The organism is Acinetobacter entericus (assembly GCF_026168575.1).
Lineage (GTDB): Bacteria > Pseudomonadota > Gammaproteobacteria > Pseudomonadales > Moraxellaceae > Acinetobacter > Acinetobacter bouvetii.
The window spans coordinates 1-21,531 of the sequence record NZ_JAPEQW010000010.1 but is presented as its reverse complement, the minus strand read 5'-3'; the positions used below and the strand labels follow the sequence as shown (position 1 = coordinate 21,531).

The 21,531-nt window shown below is 46.5% G+C and carries 18 protein-coding genes, 4 tRNA genes and 1 pseudogene; 15 read left to right on the top strand and 8 right to left on the bottom strand.

Annotation, left to right across the window (positions count from 1 at the left end):
- Positions 1–318: 318 nt before the first annotated feature.
- Both OKC24_RS09425 and OKC24_RS09420 read left to right on the top strand, forming a co-directional pair.
- The gene (locus OKC24_RS09425) at positions 319–834 is read left to right on the top strand and encodes a DUF1543 domain-containing protein (RefSeq protein WP_265464997.1); all 516 of its coding nucleotides are present in this window, start codon (positions 319–321) and stop codon (positions 832–834) included.
- A gap of 191 nt (positions 835–1,025) precedes the next feature.
- The gene (locus OKC24_RS09420; RefSeq protein WP_131276738.1) at positions 1,026–2,018 is read left to right on the top strand and encodes a DUF2804 domain-containing protein; all 993 of its coding nucleotides are present in this window, start codon (positions 1,026–1,028) and stop codon (positions 2,016–2,018) included.
- A 72-nt stretch (positions 2,019–2,090) separates the two neighbouring features.
- Here the strand turns inward: OKC24_RS09420 and OKC24_RS09415 are convergent, their stop codons facing one another.
- Positions 2,091–2,969 carry a metal-dependent hydrolase gene (locus OKC24_RS09415; RefSeq protein ID WP_131276735.1) on the bottom strand — a complete coding sequence of 293 codons (879 nt, stop codon included), beginning with the start codon at positions 2,967–2,969 and terminating at the stop codon, positions 2,091–2,093.
- Between the two features lie 155 nt (positions 2,970–3,124).
- On the opposite strand from OKC24_RS09415, the gene OKC24_RS09410 reads away from it, so the two are divergent.
- Positions 3,125–4,156, top strand: coding sequence for an AraC family transcriptional regulator (locus OKC24_RS09410; RefSeq protein ID WP_131276732.1), 1,032 nt, complete (start codon positions 3,125–3,127; stop codon positions 4,154–4,156).
- A gap of 55 nt (positions 4,157–4,211) precedes the next feature.
- Here the strand turns inward: OKC24_RS09410 and OKC24_RS09405 are convergent, their stop codons facing one another.
- A complete protein-coding gene (locus tag OKC24_RS09405; RefSeq protein WP_131276727.1) occupies positions 4,212–5,549 on the bottom strand; it encodes a Na+/H+ antiporter NhaC family protein in 1,338 nt (445 codons plus the stop codon).
- A gap of 357 nt (positions 5,550–5,906) precedes the next feature.
- On the opposite strand from OKC24_RS09405, the gene trpA reads away from it, so the two are divergent.
- Genes trpA through OKC24_RS09385 form a run of 4 tightly spaced genes read left to right on the top strand, consistent with a single transcriptional unit; the run spans position 5,907 to position 9,851 of the window.
- A complete protein-coding gene (trpA, locus tag OKC24_RS09400) occupies positions 5,907–6,710 on the top strand; it encodes a tryptophan synthase subunit alpha (protein WP_131276722.1) in 804 nt (267 codons plus the stop codon).
- Complete coding sequence (gene accD / locus OKC24_RS09395) at positions 6,707–7,603, top strand: acetyl-CoA carboxylase, carboxyltransferase subunit beta (RefSeq protein ID WP_130146346.1); 897 nt, start codon at positions 6,707–6,709, stop codon at positions 7,601–7,603. Before trpA ends, accD begins: the two co-directional genes overlap by 4 nt.
- Positions 7,600–8,883 carry a bifunctional tetrahydrofolate synthase/dihydrofolate synthase gene (gene folC / locus OKC24_RS09390; RefSeq protein ID WP_131276718.1) on the top strand — a complete coding sequence of 428 codons (1,284 nt, stop codon included), beginning with the start codon at positions 7,600–7,602 and terminating at the stop codon, positions 8,881–8,883. Before accD ends, folC begins: the two co-directional genes overlap by 4 nt.
- Positions 8,880–9,851: an SPOR domain-containing protein gene (locus tag OKC24_RS09385; protein ID WP_130146350.1), complete on the top strand. Its 972-nt coding sequence runs from the start codon at positions 8,880–8,882 to the stop codon at positions 9,849–9,851. The genes folC and OKC24_RS09385 overlap by 4 nt, the downstream gene beginning before the upstream one ends.
- 22 nt (positions 9,852–9,873) lie before the next feature.
- Here the strand turns inward: OKC24_RS09385 and OKC24_RS09380 are convergent, their stop codons facing one another.
- The 3 genes from OKC24_RS09380 to OKC24_RS09370 form a co-directional block, all read right to left on the bottom strand.
- Positions 9,874–10,449 carry a dual specificity protein phosphatase family protein gene (locus OKC24_RS09380; RefSeq protein ID WP_130146352.1) on the bottom strand — a complete coding sequence of 192 codons (576 nt, stop codon included), beginning with the start codon at positions 10,447–10,449 and terminating at the stop codon, positions 9,874–9,876.
- The gene (locus tag OKC24_RS09375; protein WP_131276713.1) at positions 10,446–11,264 is read right to left on the bottom strand and encodes an MBL fold metallo-hydrolase; all 819 of its coding nucleotides are present in this window, start codon (positions 11,262–11,264) and stop codon (positions 10,446–10,448) included. The genes OKC24_RS09380 and OKC24_RS09375 overlap by 4 nt, the downstream gene beginning before the upstream one ends.
- A gap of 287 nt (positions 11,265–11,551) precedes the next feature.
- Positions 11,552–12,193 (bottom strand): peroxiredoxin, encoded by a 642-nt coding sequence (locus OKC24_RS09370; protein WP_131276711.1) that lies wholly within the window; start codon positions 12,191–12,193, stop codon positions 11,552–11,554.
- Positions 12,194–12,529: 336 nt separating this feature from the next.
- Here OKC24_RS09370 and secA point away from each other — a divergent pair, with 336 nt between their 5' ends.
- From secA to OKC24_RS09330, 8 genes are all read left to right on the top strand, one after another.
- Positions 12,530–15,256 carry a preprotein translocase subunit SecA gene (secA, locus tag OKC24_RS09365; RefSeq protein WP_130146358.1) on the top strand — a complete coding sequence of 909 codons (2,727 nt, stop codon included), beginning with the start codon at positions 12,530–12,532 and terminating at the stop codon, positions 15,254–15,256.
- Between the two features lie 139 nt (positions 15,257–15,395).
- Positions 15,396–15,749, top strand: coding sequence for a hypothetical protein (locus tag OKC24_RS09360; RefSeq protein ID WP_130146360.1), 354 nt, complete (start codon positions 15,396–15,398; stop codon positions 15,747–15,749).
- 157 nt (positions 15,750–15,906) lie between these two features.
- Complete coding sequence (gene argJ, locus OKC24_RS09355) at positions 15,907–17,127, top strand: bifunctional glutamate N-acetyltransferase/amino-acid acetyltransferase ArgJ (RefSeq protein ID WP_131276708.1); 1,221 nt, start codon at positions 15,907–15,909, stop codon at positions 17,125–17,127.
- Between the two features lie 155 nt (positions 17,128–17,282).
- The gene (gene nadA / locus OKC24_RS09350) at positions 17,283–18,350 is read left to right on the top strand and encodes a quinolinate synthase NadA (protein ID WP_130146364.1); all 1,068 of its coding nucleotides are present in this window, start codon (positions 17,283–17,285) and stop codon (positions 18,348–18,350) included.
- 251 nt (positions 18,351–18,601) lie between these two features.
- Positions 18,602–18,678: transfer RNA gene (locus OKC24_RS09345), tRNA-Pro, on the top strand.
- A gap of 47 nt (positions 18,679–18,725) precedes the next feature.
- Positions 18,726–18,802 (top strand) — tRNA-Arg (locus tag OKC24_RS09340).
- Positions 18,803–18,845: 43 nt separating this feature from the next.
- Positions 18,846–18,921: transfer RNA gene (locus tag OKC24_RS09335), tRNA-His, on the top strand.
- 3 nt (positions 18,922–18,924) lie between these two features.
- Positions 18,925–19,001, top strand: a tRNA-Pro gene (locus tag OKC24_RS09330).
- Positions 19,002–19,115: 114 nt separating this feature from the next.
- Here OKC24_RS09330 and yfiB read toward each other — a convergent pair.
- From yfiB to yfiR, 3 genes and pseudogenes are all read right to left on the bottom strand, one after another.
- Positions 19,116–19,595: pseudogene (yfiB, locus tag OKC24_RS09325) on the bottom strand (outer membrane lipoprotein YfiB).
- 7 nt (positions 19,596–19,602) lie between these two features.
- On the bottom strand, positions 19,603–20,826 hold the full coding sequence (dgcN, locus tag OKC24_RS09320; RefSeq protein ID WP_130146367.1) for a diguanylate cyclase DgcN/YfiN: 1,224 nt from the start codon (positions 20,824–20,826) through the stop codon (positions 19,603–19,605).
- The gene (gene yfiR, locus OKC24_RS09315) at positions 20,823–21,326 is read right to left on the bottom strand and encodes a regulatory sequestration protein YfiR (protein WP_130146369.1); all 504 of its coding nucleotides are present in this window, start codon (positions 21,324–21,326) and stop codon (positions 20,823–20,825) included. Before yfiR ends, dgcN begins: the two co-directional genes overlap by 4 nt.
- Positions 21,327–21,531: the final 205 nt, after the last annotated feature.

Here is a 21,531-nt window from a genome sequence, read left to right as displayed (position 1 = left end):
GCGCAGAAGCATTTCCGCGCGATTTTTTTGTTATGTACAGAGTTTCGATTTTAAAAATTAGAACTGAAAAAGTTGCAAATTAATAAAGTTGTTTGATGGGGGGAGAGGCCGTTTGCAATTGTTTGAGGCAGACTGTTAGTTGAAAGATACTGTTTCTGCGATATAGTGGGCGGGCTGACAGTATGTGCCGAGTTTTGTAAACGGGAATGCCTTTGGTTACTTTGGGCGAAACCAAAGTAACATGACGAGCTCCACAAATAAGAAGTACAAACTGTAAGACTCTGTCATGTACATTTTAATTTGAAAAAGGAGTAGAACATGCCCAGCCTATTTGTCGTCATGCTTGGCGGCCGCCATGCGCGTGCAAACACTGAAGTGCATGATGTTGTGCTTGCTGTAGGAGAAACGCTGGAAGAGGTCTATCCGCAACTCAGAAAGGCTTGGTTTGGCGAGGAAAAAGGCTTGCATATTGATGCATGGGCGCAAATTCATGGCGTGGTATCTGAAGGCAAGCGCTATCAAATCCAGTTTAGTGATGCACAGGCTCATCCAGAAAATGAAAAATTGTGGCTGATTAACTTAGGCGGTTACATACCGCAAGAATTTGGCGAACTGCACCGCTATGTTTTGGTTGCCGCTAAAACTGCAGCTGAGGCCAAACTGCAAGGGAAATTGCATTTTGCTTCTGCTTGGCAAAAACAGCATACAGACCGAGTGCTGGATGTGGATGACTGCATTGCCATTGATTATGTGCATGGCCGTTATGTTCATCTGCTTGAAGGCGGTTTTGATGAAGGCCATTGGGAAAATACGTATTTGACCATTGGTGAGTGATGCCGCGCCGCGTGGAATAAAGGAAGCGGATAAAGTTTTTTGCATCTTAAAAATGGCAGCATTGAGTCAGCGGCAGCAAAATTTTTGTGAAATTTTATGCAAATTAGATGTATGGAACTGTTCTGCTCAAAAATTATAGGCATAATAAGTATAAGGATTTTCAGACAAATTTATTCCACGGATAAGAATAAATGGATTTAATACAGCCCAATGGCCAGCCCAATTATGGCCGGTTCAGCGCTTTGCCTCAGCATATTGATTTGAATCAATATATTTATAAAAACCCTTATGGGAAAGTCCTAACGGGTTGGCGTAAGCGATTAAAATATAAAAAATTTAAATTTTGCTGTATTCAGCATGAGCATTACACCATTGGTTTGGCAATTGCAGACATCGCATGGGCAGGACATGGTTTTGTGTATGTCTATGACCACCTAAAAAATGAAGTCATAGAATGGAATGCAATTAATTTGCTCGCAGCCAATACCGTGCTGGATGAACAGCCCTTATACAATCAAAGCCATTTCAGCAAGTCAGGCATGCAGCTGGATATTCAGCATGCCAATGGCGTGCGCTATATTCAGGTCAGCAAGCATGGCGAGCTGCAGCTCAGCGCGCGTATTTTCTGCGCCGGCACAGATCCGCTCAGCCTGTGCAGCCCAACGGGCATTAATGGCTGGACCTATACCCAGAAGCTCACCACTTTGGGCTGTGAGGGTTTCTTTAAAAATAAGCGCGGCAATATCATTCAATTTAATGAGCGGACTTTTGCATCCTTAGATGACACTTGCGGCTTTTTGCGCCCTGAAACCGCTTGGTTTTGGCTGTCTTGCAATTTTTGGGACACTGAAAATAATCGAATTGGTTTGAACTTGGCATCCGGTGTGAATGAAAGCTTTGGCAATGAAAATTGCTTATGGGTCAATGGGGTATTGTATCCAGTTGCAGACGTTCTATTTCAGCAGCAAGATGACAATCAATGGATCATTCGTTCACTGGACAATAAGTTGAATTTAATGATATCGACCGGCTGGCGCCGTTATGAAAATTTAAACTTACGCTTGGTGGGCAGTCAGTTCAGCCAGTGGCAGGCCAAGGTCAGCGGAACAATTGAGCAAGACAATAAAGAAATTGTGCTCTTGAATGAATATGGATTATTAGAACAGCACTACGCCAAATGGTAGTGAATAAAAAAGCCGTATCGCAATCTGCAATACGGCTTTTTGAAACGAGTGATGCATCTTAAATGAAATAGCCTACTTGGCGGCTTGCCAAAAGGCTTCACCCGCCTGAATCGGGTCACCTGTGGCTGCAAGGGTTTTCACCCAAACATCGTATTGCGCAATAATAGGGTGTTGATTGGGGTGGAAATTTGGATGAAACCAATCCCAGTATTGTCCACGCATACGTGACAAAATTCCTTTTTTACCAAAGAACCAAGGCAAGCCTTTCAGGTTCATTTGCAGGCGTTCACGCAAATTAAAGCCATCATGTTTCAGCATAATATTGGTGCGGTAAAGGGTGAAGCTAAACATCATAAACGTGGTAAACGCTAAGGCAAATTTACGGGTCAATTCAGGCACGTTGCCCACTTGCTTCATGACATCAAAAGCCACATCACGGTGCTCCATTTCTTCTATGGCATGCCAGGCAAATAATGCGCGCGCATAGGGGTGGGCATCCTGCAAGGTGTTTTTTTGGCTAAAGAAGGTTTCTGCCATCAGTGCTGTTAAGTGTTCAGCGGCTGCAGTCATAGCAATATTGTATTGGGCAGAGCGGTGCTTCAGCTCAAATTTAAAGATTTTATTTAAACGCCGAATAAACGCATCGACAGGCATGCCTTGCGCTTTCATCACCTGATTCATTTTGTCATGGGCGATGCCGTGCTGGGCTTCTTGACGAATAAAATCAGCCACGCGCTGCTGTAAATCCGCATTGGTAATTTGGTCGCGGAATAAACGCACGCATTCAATAAAATAACGCTCACCATCTGGGAAGGTCAGGCTCAGCGCGTCAAACATGCGGGTAATGAACGGGTCGCCGCCAAACCAGAAGCGCGGCACTTCATCCAGCTTAAAATTCAGCTGGGTGCGTACGACTGGATTGATCTGGGGGTATTGAACATGGGCATTCATTTTATTTTTACTTCAATTGCCGGTGATGTTTGCAGTATGTCTAAGATTGAAGCAAATGTTTTGACAGTTATTGCCAATTTTTATACATTTAACGCCAAGGTGAAAATGATAAATGTCAAATTATCTACGGCAAAATGATGGAAAAGAGGTGCGTGATGCAAGAGCTTCAGATTCCCAATGGTTATTTTCAGCTTTGGCGCATGCATATGGCGGAATTGAAGATGGATGATGCGCATCTGGATTTTCTAGCGCCGTATCAGCAGCAGCTGAACCATGTCCTGTCTTTGCCGATTGATTCGCAATCGCCGCATTCTTTTTTTTCTGCGGTGATGGAGCTGACCCGGCAGCATCTAGACTGCCCGCAGCTGATTTTTGAAATGGCGAAGTTCATCCGCGCGGAACATTTTGGGGTGCTGGGTTATATGGCCAGCCGCAGCGACAGTGTAGCGGAGGCGCTGCAGCATATTATGCGTTTCAGCCGTTTAGTCATTGATGGCGCCGCAGTTATCCCAATGCAGCTGCAGTCCCAAGGCAAGGAAATCTATTTATATTGGCCGCTGCATGATGACCGATATGCGCTGGTAAATGAGCTGACGACGGCCTGTATGGCGCGGTTAGCCAAGCAGATTTTTCCGGCATCTCTGCAATTGCTCAAGATTCAGTTTGCCCATGCGCCGCAAATGGCCCGATACCATTATGAAAAGTTTTTTGGCTGCAGCGTTGAGTTTGGGCATGCAAAGTATTCCTTTGTCATCAGTTCGGACAGCTTGGATTTAAAATCTGAATTGGCAGATCCTTCACTGAAGCAGCTGCTGCTGAAGCAGGCGGAAGAGGCAATTGCATCCAAGCCGCATTTTGAAAATATCGTGCCGCAGATCCATGTGCATGTGGCGGAATACCTGCGCCTGAATGCGCAAGCGCCAAAAATTGAAAGCATTGCAGAAGAACTGCATCTATCCGTCCGCACGATGCAGCGTCAGCTGAATGGGCAGAACACTTCGTTTAAGCAGGTGCTGGATGCAGAACGGATGAAGCGCTGTGAGCAGCTGCTGCAGCAAAACACGCCTATAGCTCAAATTGCGCTGCAGCTGGGGTATTCAGATCAGTCGGCCTTGGCCAGGGCGTATAAAGCCTCAACAAGGCAAACATTAATGCAGCGCAAGAAGCGGCTGAAACCGCAGCCCTAATTGAGCCAGCTGCATTCTGCTGGCGGGATGAATGGCAGGAGCCTGTCTTTTAGCGCTAGAGTTTTGCTGCGCTTAAGCGGGGATAGCGCAAGAGAATTGACAAAATGGCGCAGATGGCCAGCACCCAGCAGTAATAGATGCTGCCAAGCAGTTCAACCGGCGAAATTTTAGCAATGGAGCAGGCCAGCAGCAATTGCGCGCTATAGGGAATCAAGCCCTGAATGACGCAGGAAAAAATATCCATCAGCGCAGCTGCGCGTTTCGGATCGACACCGTATTCTTTTGCCACTTCACGCGCCATATCCCCGGATAAAATAATGGCCACGGTATTATTGGCGACAAATAAATTAGAGAAAATCACCAGGCAGCTGATGCCAATCTCGCCGGCGCGCTGCGCGCTGGCTTTAAACAGGCTGGTTAAGCGGTAAATGCGCTGAATCAGCCACTGCAGGCCGCCCTCGCGCTGCATAATGGCAGAGAGGCCGCCAAGCAGCATTGACAGCAGCGCGACTTCAAACATGCTGACAAAGCCGTCATATATGGCATTGTTCAATTGCAGCAGGCTGAATTCCTGCTGAGCGCTTAAGCCGATCAATCCTGAAAGTATAATGCCAATGCTTAATACCGCCAGAACATGGAGGCGGCTGAATGCCAAAATGAAAACCGCAAGGTAGGGCAAAATCAGCCAGGCATTATATGCCTTGTATTCGATGGCTTGGGAGTCATGGCTGATCAGTATGTAGATCAGCAGGCTGACGATTGATGCCGGAACAGCAATCCACACATTCACACGGAATTTATCACGCAGCTGCACTTTCAAGCTGCTGGTGGCGGCAATGGTGGTATCGGAAATCATCGAAAGATTGTCGCCAAACATGGCGCCGCCAACCACTGCGCCAATGGCGTAAACCGCTTCAATATCGGTGGCTTGGGTAAAGCCGAAGGCAATTGGGGCGCAGGCGGCGATGGTTCCCATAGACGTGCCCATCGCTGTAGCGATAAAAGCAGAAATCACAAACAGCATCGGCAGCACATAGGCAGGCGGAATAATGGACAGGCCCAGCTGCACCGTGGCATCGACACTGCCAATCGCGCTGCTGACGCTGGCAAATGCCCCAGCCAGCATGAAGACCATGAACATTAAAATCAGATTCGGGTGGCTTGCGCCTTTCAGGAAGGTATCAATGCCGCTGTTGAGCGGGCCTTTATACATCAGCACCGCTAAAATAACGGCAGGCAGGGCGGCAATCGGGGCTTTGACTTGATAAAAGGCAAACTCGGTGCCAATGATGGAATGGTAAATACCGCTGCCTAAAAAAATGGCTAAAAATACAATAAGCGGCAGCAGCGCATAGGCGTTTGCCTGCGCTTTTGCTTGGGTGTTGAAGGTCATAGAAGATAAAAAGTAAAACAGTGCGCATAGTATAAAGCAGGTTTTGCAATTTCCAAAAACGGTAAATGTAAATGCTAAACCTGTTATTTATATCAGTTTTTCATCTATAAAATTAAGAATATCCAAATACTTAACGTTTTGTAATTGAGTGAAATTAGGCATCTTTGATCATTGTGCAAAAAGCTGAAATATCCGTAAATGTTGCTTTCGGATTGTTCTGGAAGTTTTGCAGACTGTACAAATGCCGGCAGAAACGCTCGCACCCTGTTCATTGAGTGAAAAATAGCGTTACAATGCAGTGTCTTGTATTTTTACAAAGCCAACTCGTTTTGAACCATTCAAGGAAAGTATAGCCCTATGTCACGTTTAGCCGCACGTTTTGAAACACTTAAATCTCAGCAGCGTAAAGCGCTGGTTTCTTATGTCATGGCTGGTGACCCGCATCCGCAAGTAACTGTTCCATTGCTACACGGCATGGTTGAAGCGGGCGTGGATGTGATTGAAATAGGCTTGCCGTTTTCTGATCCAATGGCAGACGGCCCAGTGATTGCGCTGGCTGCTGAACGCGCGTTGGCAGGCGGCACGAATACCCTTGATGCTTTGGATATGGTGAAAGAGTTCCGTCAAAAAGACACAGAAACACCTGTGGTTTTAATGGGCTACTTAAACCCTGTTGAAGTGATTGGTTACGAAAAGTTTGTGGCTTATGCCAATGACTGCGGTGTAGATGGCGTTCTTTTAGTGGATTTGCCGCCGGAAGAAGCAAAAGATTTAGATGCAGTGCTGCAGAAATACGGCATGGATCAGATCTTCCTGCTGGCGCCAACGTCTACAGATGAACGCATTCAGCATGTGGTGAAGCAGGCCAGCGGCTTTATTTACTATGTTTCCCTGAAAGGGGTGACAGGCGCTGCGACTTTAGATGTGGCAGAAGCTGCCAGCCGCATTCAGAAAATCAAATCGTATACCAATGTTCCAGTTGGTGTTGGTTTTGGTATCAGCGACGCTGCATCTGCTAAAGCCATGGGTGTGGCTGCAGATGCCGTGATTGTCGGCAGCGCCTTTGTTAAACAGTTTGCAAACCTAGCCCCAGAACAAGCCGTTACAGCAACGGTGAATAAAGTTAAGGAGCTTCGAGCCGCGCTCGATGAGTTAGTATGAGTCAAGACGTGAAATCAGGGAAAATTCTAAACCCGTCTACACCGTGGACGGACCGCACTGTGCCAGGCATCCATATGCCCGATGAACAGCAGGCGCTTAAAGCCACTTTTACAGAGCCGACTATTGAATGCCCTGAGTGCCATGCTTTAGTGACCCGTACAGCAATGTCGTTCAATGCTTATGTTTGCCCGCAATGCGATGAACATCTGCGCATGAAAGCGCGTGACCGCTTAAATTGGTTCTTTGACCAAGTGCAAAATGAATTGGGTCAGGAATTTAAAGCCAAAGATCCACTGAAATTTGTTGACAGCAAGCCATACCCAGAGCGTATGACTGAAGCGCAAAAGAAAACCGGCGAAACTGAAGCATTGGTGGTCATGCAAGGCGTGCTAAAAGGCATTCCTTTAATTGCTTGCGCTTTTGAATTTGATTTCATGGGCGGCTCAATGGGTTCAGTGGTTGGCGACCGTTTTGTACAGGCGGCGGAACGCGCCATTGAACAGAAACAGCCGTTAATCTGTTTCGCTGCATCGGGCGGCGCGCGCATGCAGGAAGGCATGCTGTCCCTGATGCAAATGGCGCGCACTTCAGCCGCGATTCAGCGCATGAAAGAAGCAGGCTTACCCTATGTTGTGGTGCTGACCCATCCTGTATATGGCGGCGTCACAGCATCTTTAGCTATGCTGGGCGATGTGCATATTGCTGAACCTAAAGCCATGATCGGCTTTGCCGGCAAGCGCGTGATTGAACAGACTGTGCGTGAAAAACTGGAAGAACCGTTCCAGCGCGCAGAATACCTGCTTGATCATGGCGTAATCGATCAAATTGTTCACCGTCACGCATTACGTGATACTGTATACCGCATTATCAGTAAATTGATGAACTTGACTTGAACACAGCGCCTCTTGCAACCGATTCTTTAAACACATGGCTCGATTATTGGAGCCATGTTCATGTTACGGGTATTGATTTAGGCTTAGAGCGCGTGATTCCCGTGGCAGAAGCACTGGGGGTTACACGTCCGGAGGCCAAAGTATTTACCGTAGCCGGAACCAATGGCAAGGGGTCTACCACCACCGCGTTGGCTGCCATTCTAAATGCGCAAGGCTATAAAGTGGGGCTGTACCAGTCCCCGCATATTTACCGCTTTAATGAACGGGTAAAGCTGCAGGGAATGGAAGTCAGCGATCAAATGCTGATAGAGGCTTTTGTAGCTGTCGATCAGGCGCGCCGTGACTGTGATTTATCATTATCTTTTTTTGAAGCCACGACCTTAGCGGCTTTTGTCATTTTTAAAGCGCAGCAGTGCGATGTTTGGGTGCTGGAAGTCGGTTTAGGCGGCCGTCTGGATGTGGTGAATGTCATTGATCCGGATGTTGCGGTCATTACCAATATTGGTTTAGACCATACCGACTGGCTGGGCGATACCATTGAAAAAATCGCTTTTGAAAAAGCCGGCATTATCCGTCCGAATATCCCCGTGGTTTTTGGCGGTCAGCAGGACTTGCCGCACGCCATCCAAAATAAAGCCAATGCTTGCCAAGCTCAGCTGCATGCAGTCAACCGCGATTATTTTTATCAATTTGCAGAAGATGGCCAGTCTTGGCTGTTTGCATCTGCAGGCACGACTTTGAAATTGCCAATCGGCAGTTTAGCCTTAGAAAATATCTCTACCGCGGCCGCGGCGGTTCTGCTCAGCGGATTGACGGTATCGCAGTCAGCAATGGATCAGGGCATTATCGATGCCAAGCTGCAAGGCCGTTTTGAAGTGCGTAAAATTGCAGAAAAAACCGTCATTTTTGATGCCGGACATAATCCGCATGGCGTTGATTTTTTGTTAAAGCAATTGCAGAAATTCTTAGAATACAATAAACAGTACACAGAAGTGATCAGTATTTTTTCAATGCTGTCAGACAAGGATATAAATTCTGTCGCCAATTTGTTGAAAGACACTGTTTTAATGTGGAAAATTGCACCATTAACCGTTCCGCGCGCCGCTGATATCACACAATTGGATTCTGCACTGCAGGGGCTTAAGGTGCAGCACTTTGACAGTGTGAAATTAGCTTTTAAATCAGCCGTAGATGAAGCGAAGAATAATCAGCTGATTTTGGTATGTGGTTCATTTCATACCTTAGAAGCGGTATGGGAGTATTTGGAAGAATGTCAATGAATAACAAACAGCGCTGGATGGGCGGTGTTGTTTTATTAAGCGGCGGTGTTTTGCTGACCGCATTGCTTTTAAAAGGCAAAGAAGAAATTCATCACAATCAGGTTCAGGCGTCTGAAACTGCTGTTGAGGCTGCTCAAAAAAATACCAATAACAGCGCATCTCAGCTGACTGTAGATGTTGAAACGGAAAAGCGCCTGCTGGAAGCGCAGCGCCATGCCCGTGAAAAGTCTGTGGCTGAGCAGGAAGCGCGCGCTGCAGAATTCTTGGCAATGCAGCAGCAGGCTGAAGCGGATGCTGCCCGCAAAGCCGCCGAAGAATATGCAGAATTGAATGCGCGCCGTTCAGCGCAGCAAAGTTCAGATAACATTCCGCCAGAGCTGGTAGAGGATCAGGCCGCTAAACAAAAGCATCTTGCTGAGGATAAACTGGCGGCTCAAAAAAAGTTAGATCAGCAGAAAGCAGCGCAGCTCAAGGCTGATCAAGCCAAGCAGGATGCTGCCAGAAAAGCTGCTGATGCGGAAAAACATGCGGCGGATGAAAAGCGGAACGCTGAACGTTTAGCTGCTGAAAAGAAAGCAGCAGAAAAACAGGCGTCTGAAAAACAAGCGGCAGAAGCTAAGCGGAAGGCAGAAGAAAAGCAGAAAGCCGAAGCAAAGCAGAAAGAAGACGCCAAGAAAAAAGCTGAAGCGGAAAAAGCCCGTGATTTATTGGAACATGGCGATAAGCAATGGATGGTGCAGGTGGCGCTGGCAGCCAATGAGGCCAATGCTGATGCAGTGGCGTCTAAGCTGAGGGCAAAAGGCTATCGAGTGACCAAGAGCCCGACCTCAAAAGGTATCCGCATCATGGTGGGCCCATCGAAAGACCGTGAAACCGCAGATTCTGCACGCAAGAAAATCAACTCCGATGCCAGTTTGGGCATGAAGTCGGCATGGGTCATTGATTGGGTGCCGCTCGATAAGCGCTAAGCTGCATCCGCATAGACGATATTCAAGATGGATCCCCCAGCTGCTGGCGGATCCATTTTATATTCTCAGGGCTGAATAACTTTTCAATATTGCTCCAGATGGGGTGAAAGCCATAGCCGCCATGTTTCATTTCATTCAGTGCATCTTCTACAGGCCAGTGTTCGTAAATAATCCGGTACATGGCAATGCTGGCGCCAGTGCGGTCAGAACCGTGATAGCAATGAATTAAAACTTTCTGATGGTTCTGCTGGGCGTGCTGAATGCTTCGCATGACCTGAAGCAAATCTTCTTTGGAAATCGCCCAGGTCTGAATGGGGATATGCACCAATTGAAAGTCTTGGGCGGGCAGTATGCTTTCATCGGCATTGCGTGATCTTAAATTGATCACCACTTGAATGTTATGCGCTTTGAGCAAAGGCAGCAGGTCAGAATGGGGCTGTTCACTGCGGTAGATGAAAGGGCTGATTTGATAAAAGTTGGCGTTGCCTTCAATGGCGGTTCCCCAGTTTTCAGGGCGCTGCTGATCAGGCCAAACCGCAGATGTCATGCAGCCTGTCAGGCTCGCGCTCAGCATGAGTGTTAAAGCAAGGCGTTTCATAGGGCGGAGTATCTCGAAAATTCAATAGGATCGTGTGCGCAGATGAGTTCAATAGCCGGCTCAGTTTGCGCTAAATGCTTGATTTTTTCTAAATTGGCTATGCGCTGCTGATTGTCTACAGCAAATAAGCGTTCCAGTTGATTGAGCGTTTTCAGGGAATGTCCGCCGGCCAACTCTAAGTGAGAGTAATAGGCATCACCGCAGAAAAACAGCCATCCATCCCGCTTGCGGATTGTGATGCCGCAATGCCCGCGGGTATGGCCCGCTAAGGGAATCAGCAAGATATCGTCATGAAACAATTGAAAGCCTTGCACGCGGTGCAGGTTATGCCAGCTTTCACCTTGCAGCGGTTCAACAAAGTTCCAGTAACGGTGCTGCTGGAACTGCTGCGGCTTATAACGGGCTTTGCTTTTGAATGATTTCAGATTGCGCGCGGCGTTATATTCGCTTGACAGCACATGTACGGTAGCCTGAGGGAAATCTGAAATGCCGCCTGCATGATCAAAGTCTAAATGCGACAGCAGAATGTGCTTCACATCTTTAGGCTGGAAGCCTAAGCGCTGAATCTGCGCAACCGCTGAAAGTTCTAAATTGTTTTCAATGCGCCCTGCACGGGCGATGAAGCTGCCTAAACGGGTTTTGGTATGCAGATAGTCCTGAACGCCCAGTCCAGTATCCACCAAAACTAAGCCTTGATCTGTTTCCAGCAGCAGGCAATGGCAAATGACTTTAGCTGTAAAGCGGTTTTGCCCGAAAAGCGGACCGCAAACAGGGCACATGGTGCCGCAGTGCAAATGGTGAATATTATAAATCATGATGTCATTTTTATTCGGTTGTCCGGTTATTTATAACTGAACGGAGGCATTTTCACCAAATTGTATTTGTTTAAGCTTTGCAATGATTCACATTTCAGGCTGAAAAAAAGCCTACGCGGAGGCAGGCTGTGGAGAATCTCAAGACCGGCTCGTCATGCGGCCTGAATTTAGCGCGGTTCAGCCGCCGTATTTATAAAAGTTCTCCCTTATTTTAATGGCAGCGTAATTTTTTGCTTTTCTATACTGCGCATGCCGTTTGCCTTGTGCAAAATTAAAAAGGAGTCCTTTTAATTTTGCTCAGGCTGGGGTGTTAAGCGCAAATAGGGCTTAACAGCCTTATAGCCTTTTGGAAAGCGCTGTTTGATTTCTTCTTCATCTTTTAAGGACGGGACAATCACCACATCATCGCCCTGCTGCCAGTTGGCTGGTGTGGCTACTTTATGATGATCCGTCAGCTGCAGGGAATCGACGACGCGCAGAATTTCATTAAAGTTGCGGCCTGTTGAAGCGGGGTAGGTAATAATCAGGCGGACTTTCTTACTCGGATCAATAATCACCAAAGAGCGGACAGTTAAAGTTTCACTGGCATTCGGATGAATGAAATCATACAGCGTAGAAACTTTACGGTCTTTATCTGCAATGATCGGGAAATTGACCGTGGTATTTTGTGTTTCATTGATGTCATTGATCCAGCCTTTGTGAGATTCAACATCATCCACAGAAAGCGCAATGGCTTTCACGCCGCGTTTAGCAAATTCATCCTGGAGTTTTGCCGTATAGCCCAGCTCGGTGGTGCAGACAGGCGTGTAATCGGCGGGATGCGAAAACAAAATGCCCCAGCTGTCTCCGAGGAAGTCATAAAAGCGGATGGCGCCTTCGCTGGATTCCTGTGTGAAATCGGGTGCGGTGTCTCCTAAGCGTAAACTCATTTTCAAGCCTCATAATGCATCGTTGTATGTAGATGTTGTTTAATATGGCGCAGTTTCTTTACTATGAAAAATACTGTTTATGTATTTCTTTATCTGTAAAGTGAAAATAGAAAATAACGATTCAGTGGAAAAAATCCTGAGAGTCATCGGGCATTTACTGTATCGGCTGTACAAAATTTGCTACATTACTTTGCCTTAGGTCCATCGGGCTAGAATGAAAGATCAGACTTTTTTAGCGGCTTTTCGCGCAAAGCCCTTGTACTTCAAATTTCTAGCACCATAATAACGACTAAGAAAACTTATTCATTTGACAAGCAAGATTTAGAGAGTCTATTCATGTTGGCAAGTCTGATCGGAGGCATCTTCGGTACTAAAAATGAGCGCGAACTCAAACGCATGCGTAAAATCGTAGACAAAGTGAATGCGCTCGAGCCGACGATATCTGCACTAAGCGATGCAGACTTATCTGCAAAAACTGAAGAATTCAAACAACGTTATAATAAAGGCGAAAGTCTGGATAAATTGCTTCCAGAAGCGTTTGCTGTCTGCCGTGAAGCGGCTAAGCGCGTGATGGGAATGCGCCATTATGATGTGCAGCTGATTGGCGGTATTACGCTTCACGAAGGTAAAATTGCAGAAATGCGCACCGGTGAAGGTAAAACCCTGATGGGTACGCTGGCTTGTTATTTAAATGCCATCAGCGGTGAAGGCGTACACGTGATTACCGTGAACGATTATTTGGCGCAGCGCGATGCTGAACTGAACCGCCCGCTGTTTGAATTTTTGGGTTTAAGCATCGGCATTATTTATTCCATGCAGGATCCGACTGAAAAAGCGCAGGCTTACCGTGCGGATATTACCTACGGGACCAATAATGAATTCGGTTTCGACTATCTGCGTGACAACATGGTGTTCTCGCTGGCAGAGAAAAAACAGCGCGGCCTGACTTATGCCATTATCGATGAGGTCGATTCGATCCTGATTGATGAAGCGCGCACGCCGCTGATTATTTCCGGGCAAAGTGAAGATTCTTCACAGCTGTATGCCGCAATCAACTCTATTCCGCCGACACTGCATCCGCAAAAAGAAGAGAAAGTGCCGGATGGCGGCCATTTCTGGATTGATGAAAAGCAGCGCACCGTTGAAATGACCGAAATCGGCTATGAAACCGTTGAAGACGCTTTAATTCAGATGGGCTTGCTGGCGGAAGGTGAGAGCCTGTATTCATCTGCCAATTTGAACCTTGTGCATCATGTGTCTGCGGCTATCCGCGCGCACTATTTATATCAGCGCAATGTGCATTACATCATTCATGATGGTGAAGTCATTATTGTCGATGAAAACACTGGGCGTACCATGCCGGGCCGCCGCTGGTCAGAAGGCTTGCATCAAGCGGTGGAAGCGAAAGAAGGCCTGGAAATTCAGCCGGAAAACCAAACGCTGGCCACCACAACTTTCCAGAACTATTTCCGTCTATACAAAAAGCTTTCAGGCATGACCGGTACAGCGGATACTGAAGCTGCCGAAATGAAAGAAATTTACGGTTTGGATGTGGTGCTGATTCCAACGCACCGCCCAATGATCCGTAAAGATGAAAACGATTTAATTTATTTGAACCGCAACGGTAAATATAACGCGATTATTCAAGAAATTCAGCGTGTGCATGAAGAAGGCGTTGCGCCAATCCTGATTGGTACGGCAACTATTGAAGCGTCTGAAATTTTGTCTGATAAATTAAAAGAAGCAGGCATTGCGCACGAAGTATTGAACGCGAAGCAGCATGAGCGTGAAGCGGATATTATTGCACAGGCAGGTTCACCGCGCGCTGTGACGATCGCCACCAATATGGCGGGCCGCGGTACAGATATTCTGCTCGGCGGCAACTGGAAAGCCAAGCTGGCTAAAATTGAAGCGCCAACTGCTGAAGATGAAGCGCGCTTGAAAGCTGAGTGGGAACAAAATCATGAAATGGTTTTGAACTCAGGCGGCCTGCATATTATCGGTTCTGAGCGTCATGAATCACGCCGTATTGATAACCAGCTTCGCGGCCGTGCCGGCCGTCAAGGCGACCCAGGTGTTTCACGCTTCTATTTATCGCTTGAAGATGACTTGATGCGCATTTTCGCCGGTGACCGCGTGGTTGCCATGATGCGCGCCATGGGCTTGCAAGAAGATGAAGCGATTGAGCACAAAATGGTGTCGCGCTCAATTGAAAATGCGCAACGCAAAGTTGAAGCGCGCAACTTTGACATCCGTAAAAACTTGTTGAAATACGATGATGTGAATAATGAACAGCGTAAGATTATTTACTCGCAGCGTGATGATGTTTTGGCTGAAAACTCATTGCAGGAATACATTGATGAAATGATCCGTGATGTGATGAAAGGCGTGATTGAAGTTTATGTGCCGCCTGAATCCATTCATGATCAGTGGGACATTAATGGCCTTGAAAGCGCTTTGCGCGAAGACTTGGCAATTGACTTGCCGATCGGTGAGTGGCTGGAAAATGACCGCCGCTTAGACGAAGAAGGTTTGGTTGCGCGCATTACGGATGAAGTTCTGTCACGCTATCATAGCCGCCGTGAGCAAATGGGTGCAGAATCTTCTGCGCAGCTGGAACGGTATTTTGTGCTGAACTCACTGGACCGTCACTGGAAAGAGCACTTGGCTGCCATGGATTACCTGCGTCAGGGCATTCATTTGCGCGGCTATGCACAAAAGAATCCCGAGCAGGAATATAAGAAAGAAGCATTTAATCTGTTTGTGAACATGCTTGCAGTTATTAAATCGGACGTAGTGACTGATTTGTCACGCGTGCATGTGCCAACTGCTGAAGAGCTGGCAGAGATGGAAGCGCAGAAGCAGGCTCAGGCGGATGCTATGCAGCTGAATCTGTCGCATGCGGAATTTGACAGCTTATTGGCTGACGATTTATCTGCTGAAGTCGATGCGCAATTTACACCTGTACAGGGCAATCAATTGGTTGAAGCGCCGGAAAGCCGCAACTCGCCATGCCCTTGCGGTTCAGGCCTGAAATATAAACAGTGCCATGGTAAAATTTAACGAATGACTGCCTAAATCAGAGCCGAAAGGCTCTGATTTATTTTGTGGCATAAGTTTTTCAGCCTGTGAATAGTATTTGCAGTTCGCTGAATTAAGTGTTATTTAGTTTCAGATTGATAATTGGAAAACGGAACCGACAATGAAAAAAGTATTACAACCGTTGATGATTGCTCTGCTTGCAATGCCTGTATTTGCAGCTGCGAATACACAGACCTCTACGCCGGAAAAAGTAAAGCAGGCAATAGGCGCGCAAACTGCTCAAGCTCAAGTCGGAGCTGACGGCCAAGTAACAATTGCTAGCCCGCGTACAGGTATCAAATATACTTTTGCTAATCCAAACCGTCCGATTGTGATGCAGACTGCAAAAATTGCTGCGGCAAATTCAGCAAATGCGGACCGCATTATTGCATCCAATCCTGCATTGTCTGATGCAAGCCAGCAAAGAGCGAAACAAGCGCTGCTGAACGAAGCGGGACAGCTGGCGCGTAATTGATATCTTCTGAATGCTTAAAAAAAACCAGCCAGCCGGCTGGTTTTTTATCGAAAAGGATTGCATAAGAAAAATAGCCTTAAACTAGGCTGGCGCTCGATTTTTTGTGTATTTTGCTCTAAGCTGTATTTTTTCTGAAAACTGAATTGGAAATTTGAAAATGGCAGTTGGTGACGTATCTATGCCGCACATGCATGCGGTGAAAGGTGTAAAAATTGGTTCGGCAGAAGCGTATGTGCGCTATCAGAACCGACGTGACCTGGTTGTTTTTGAATTTTCAGAAGGCACTCAAGCTGCGGGCGTCTTTACTCAAAATGCATTCTGCGCTGCGCCAGTTCATGTGTCTAAAGCTCATCTGAAAGCAGGCAATCCGCGTTACTTGGTGATTAATACTGGTAATGCCAATGCTGGCACAGGCAAAATCGGCATGGCTAATGCCGAAGCAACTTGCGCCAAGCTGGCCGAATTGGCCGGTGTGCAGGCTTCAGAAATTTTACCGTTTTCAACCGGCGTGATTGGCGAACAATTGCCGATTGATCGTTTGCTTTCAGGCTTGCAGCCGGCATTGAATTCACTGAGTGAAAATGCTTGGGTCGATGCTGCTGCGGGTATTATGACCACGGATACAACACCTAAAGGCGCATCTGAACTGTTTCAGCTGGATGGTGTAACATACACCATTACAGGCATTTCGAAAGGCGCAGGCATGATCCGCCCGAATATGGCGACCATGCTGAGCTACGTTGCAACAGATGCGCCGATCAGCCGTGAGTTGGTGCAGCAGCTGCTTAAAGATGCCGTGAATGTTTCTTTCAACCGCATTACCATTGATGGCGATACATCAACCAATGACTCCTGTATTTTTGCAGCAACAGGCCAGGCGGGCGGTATAGAGATCAGTTCAACGGGCGATGCCCGCTATGCAGCGGTTGCAGAGGTGTTGACGCGTGTCATGAAACGTCTGGCGCAATTGATTGTCCGTGATGGGGAAGGCGCGACTAAATTCATTACCGTCGCTGTAGAAGGCGGCGGCAATACGCAAGAGTGCTGTGATGTGGCCTACAGCATTGCGCATTCGCCATTGGTGAAAACAGCGCTGTTTGCATCAGATCCAAACTGGGGCCGTATTTTAGCGGCCATTGGCTATGCCGGTGTGCCGGAACTGAATGTAGAAAATATTCAGGTGTGGCTGGGGGATGTGCAAATTTGCAAAGATGGCGGAGCCGCAGCGGATTATACGGAAGAAGCTGGCGCGCGTGAGATGGAGAAATCCGAGATCACCATCCGTGTCGATTTAGGGCGGGGCGAGGCGAAAGATACGGTCTATACCTGTGACCTTTCCTATGATTATGTGAAAATCAATGCGGATTACCGCTCTTAAGCAGTTAAAGATTTTTTTAAAGCCTCCATCGCGAGGCTTTTTTATAACGGATACTTTTGAATGACTGGTCAAAAAGCTTAACCGTTATTTCAGGCCGGTAACTTGGGTAGAGTCCATCGAATAGGCTGGGCATTAAGGATAGAGAAGATTTTGTTATGAGTGATGCGAACAATTTAATTGCCAATGAAGCAAAAACCATTGTGCAGGCGCATTTAGACCGTTTGGGTGAGGCAAAAGAACATCTTTTGACGGAAGAAGCCAAGCTTGAAAAATTTGAATTGATCAAAGCTGAATTAAAAAAACGCAATGCTGTCCTTGTCGCTCATTATTATTGCGACCCAGAAGTGCAGGAGTTGGCTGAGCTGACTGGCGGCTGCGTTTCAGACTCATTGGAAATGGCGCGTTTTGGCCGTGACCATCCTGCGACAACATTGGTGGTTGCTGGTGTGAAGTTTATGGGAGAAACCTCAAAAATTTTATCGCCAGAAAAAACAGTGCTGATGCCAACGCTAGAAGCAACCTGTTCATTAGATCTGGGCTGCCCGGTGGATGAATTTACCCAGTTTTGCGATACGCACCCAGATTATACCGTTGTGGTGTATGCCAATACATCAGCTGCTGTTAAAGCGCGCGCGGATTGGGTTGTGACCTCCAGCTGCGCAGTTGAAATTGTAGAGCACTTGGATAGTCTTGGTGAAAAAATTATTTGGGCGCCCGATCAGCATTTGGGACGCTATATTCAAAAGAAAACTGGCGCTGATATGCTGTTATGGGATGGTGCCTGTATTGTGCATGAAGAATTCCGCGCGCGCGGCATTGCCAATATGAAAGCACTGTATCCAGATGCGGCCGTTCTGGTGCATCCAGAATCGCCAGAATCAGTAGTCGACATAGCAGATGCCGTCGGCAGCACGTCTCAGCTGATCAAAGCAGCGCAGGCTTTGCCGCATGAGCGTTTAATCGTAGCTACAGACCGAGGCATTTTTTATAAGATGCAGCAGGCGGTGCCGGATAAGATTCTGATTGAGGCGCCAACAGCCGGTGAGGGGGCAACGTGCCGTTCTTGTGCGCATTGCCCGTGGATGGCAATGAATGAATTAGACGGCATTTTGCAGGTTTTGCAGCGTGGTGATCAGGAAATATTCGTTGATCCTGCACTGGCTGAACGCGCAAAATTGCCTTTAGACCGCATGCTGAACTTCAGCGCGGGTTTAAAACGCTGAAAGTTGATTAAAAAATGCTTAAAATGCTTGATAAATAAGCGGTTGAAGCGTTTTTTTAACTTTTTTTAAATATAGGTGTTGACGTCCTTGGGCGTCGCGCCTAAAATGCACCCCGTACCGAACGAGATGTTCGATACAAAGCTGAGATGAANTTTTAACTTTTTTTAAATATAGGTGTTGACGTCCTTGGGCGTCGCGCCTAAAATGCACCCCGTACCGAACGAGATGTTCGATACAAAGCTGAGATGAATCGGAGCATAGCACAGCCTGGTAGTGCACCTGGTTTGGGACCAGGGGGTCGTAGGTTCGAATCCTACTGCTCCGACCAATTCTTCAAGGCAATATAATCGCATGATATTTTATATCATCGAGCATGCGCCTGTAGCTCAGTTGGATAGAGCATCCGCCTTCTAAGCGGATGGTCACAGGTTCGAGTCCTGTCAGGCGCGCCATTTTTGGCTTGCTTGATATTTAGAATCTGAAAGCGATGTAACGGTGGATGTAGCTCAGTTGGTAGAGCCCCGGATTGTGATTCCGGTTGTCGTGGGTTCGAGTCCCATCATTCACCCCAATTCGGAGCATAGCACAGCCTGGTAGTGCACCTGGTTTGGGACCAGGGGGTCGTAGGTTCGAATCCTACTGCTCCGACCACTTTTTAAAAGTGGTCAAGTAAAGATGCCGCGTTAAGCGGTTTTTTTATGCCTGAAATTTGGCAATTCCCAGATTAAAAAAAGCCTCCTGTTCAGGAGGCTTTTTTCTTGCGGATCAAGGAATAATTGTCACATTTACTCGTCGATTTTGCGCACGATGCTCTTCAGTGTCATTGCTGACTAGAGGAAGATCGGAACCGCGGCCAATTGTCTGAATGTTGTCTGCTTTAAACCCGTGCGTTAAAAATACATTGGCTACGCTCTGCGCGCGCTTTTCCGACAGCAATAAATTATAGCTGGCTTGGCCAATATTATCGGTGTGGCCGACAAATTTAACTTTCACCAAATTGTATTGCTGTAATTGATTGGAAAGCGTAATGATCCGCTCTTGCTGGTGGTCTTTAATCTGATAATCGTCAAAATTAAACAGCAGATGTTCCGGCAGCGCTAAAGTCCAGCCATCCTGGGTGAGCGTAAAGCCCTATTTTTTTAGCATTTTTGCTTGTTTGTAGCTTAGATTTCCTAAATTCATGCATGCGCTTAAAATTGCGCTTAATGTCAGAATGAAACAAGCAGTAGCTGCTCTTTTAAACATGGTGTGCCTATTTATTATCAAGTTTGGGGTAAATATACCATTTTTCATTCAGCTGTTTAGCTTTGCACAGCGCATGATCGGCATTCGCAATCAGTTCTTCAGGTGTTTTTGCTTTGTGGGTAAAAGCAGCGCCGATGCTGATGCTGAGCGAGATATTTTGCTGCTCAAAAATAAATGTAGATGCAAAACACTCTTGGATGCGTTGACAGTGATGTGTGATATCAGCGGAAACGCAAATGTTTGGGATAATGATGGCGAACTCATCTCCTCCTAGGCGTGAGAAAAAAGCATCCTCTGGCAGAACTTTCTTGACGCAATAGGATGATGCGCGCAAAACGGCATCTCCAGCCAAATGGCCGAATTTTTCATTCACATTTTTAAAGTGATTGAGATCCAGCAGTAAAACGGCTGCATTCTGTGGCTCAGCTGCTTCAAAAAGCTTAAACAACTCTTGATAAAAGAAGCTGCGGTTAGGCAGGAGGGTTAAGGGGTCATGCTTGGATTGATGCAGCAGCTTATTATTTTCAGACAGCAGTGTATGGTTTGATTGTTCAATTTCGCTGAGCAAGCCATTGAAGGCCGTACTTAAGGCTTGCAGCTCCTGAATGTCGGAACTTGATACCCGCATATTGTAATTCTTCTTTACGCTGATCATTTGCGCGGATTCTACAATAATGCGTATGGAGTGCATGAGGTATTGGTAGACCGAATTTACAGCCCAGTAGGCTGTTGCCAGCAGTAAAATAAAGCCAATTAAGAGCGCCAATAGAATTTTGTGGAAAAAAATCACTAACTCTGATGAGTTGCCGTAAACAATCAGTTTGCCGAAATTTTGCTGATTATGCTCGATATTCATATAAATCGGCTGGCTGTAGAACAGATGATCCAGAAATGACTGGCTTGAAAGTTGCTGTAAGTCTTTTTGCTCCGCGTGCGCCAATAGGCTGTTGCTGGGTGTGTTGATTTCAATGGCGCGAATAGGGTATTGCTGAATATATTCGTTTAGAATTTGATTTATCGTGAGTCGATCATTAAAAACAACGGCGGGTTGAATTCGCTCATTTAAGGCTTCCGTTAAAATATTCAGGCTGCTTTTTGCATAAGCATTCATTGTGTATGTAGAGATCACTAAAAAAATGGCAGAGCAAATCGTGAAAGTCAGAACAAAAATCGTCAGTTGAGATCGCGTAAACAGCTGATGCAGTGTAATCGGGGTGTATAGCTGCTTCATTGATTGCCCTCCATATTTTTTCCAAGAAGTAATACACGTGGATCAATATGAACTTTGGCTTGAGAGAGGCTGTTTAAATTCACTTTAAATGCGTAGCTGCTATTGCGTTTATAGATGCAAAATGCGCTACCCAATTCACATTCCGCATTATTGGTGCTGATTGATAGGGTGGGAAAGCTGACAGCAGTATTCAATAGCTGCTGTTCGGCTTTGGGTGATAATGTTGAAAAAATTAAAACTTCACAATCTTTGCTTTTAATGGCATTGCTTAAAATGCTGGAAATTTTGAAATTCGAAGGATTGGGTGAGTGGCTTTGGAATTGCTGCGCAAGCGCAGAATTGTCCACCACGCAAATTTCAGGCATGGTGGTATTCCATTTTGCGTAGCTTAAAATGGAAAAGGTTGTGCTGTACGGGGTGGAAACTGGATCTGCAAATGAGGCGGCGCTGAAAAAAGCAACGCAGACACATAGTGTGTTTAGGGTAATTCTTGGGAACATTTTAAATTTTAAAAAATAAGGTTGTATGGGTGAAGAGTAAATCAAACTCAATTTTCAAGGTAATTAGGGTAGATTGGGTCAATAATAATACTTAATAGCTATAGAATGTTTAAAAAAGAGACACACGGTGAAAATATTAAGAAAAAGGTATTGCAAGGGATAGGAAATACTGTAGAATGCACATCCATCGGCGGTGATGAAGATT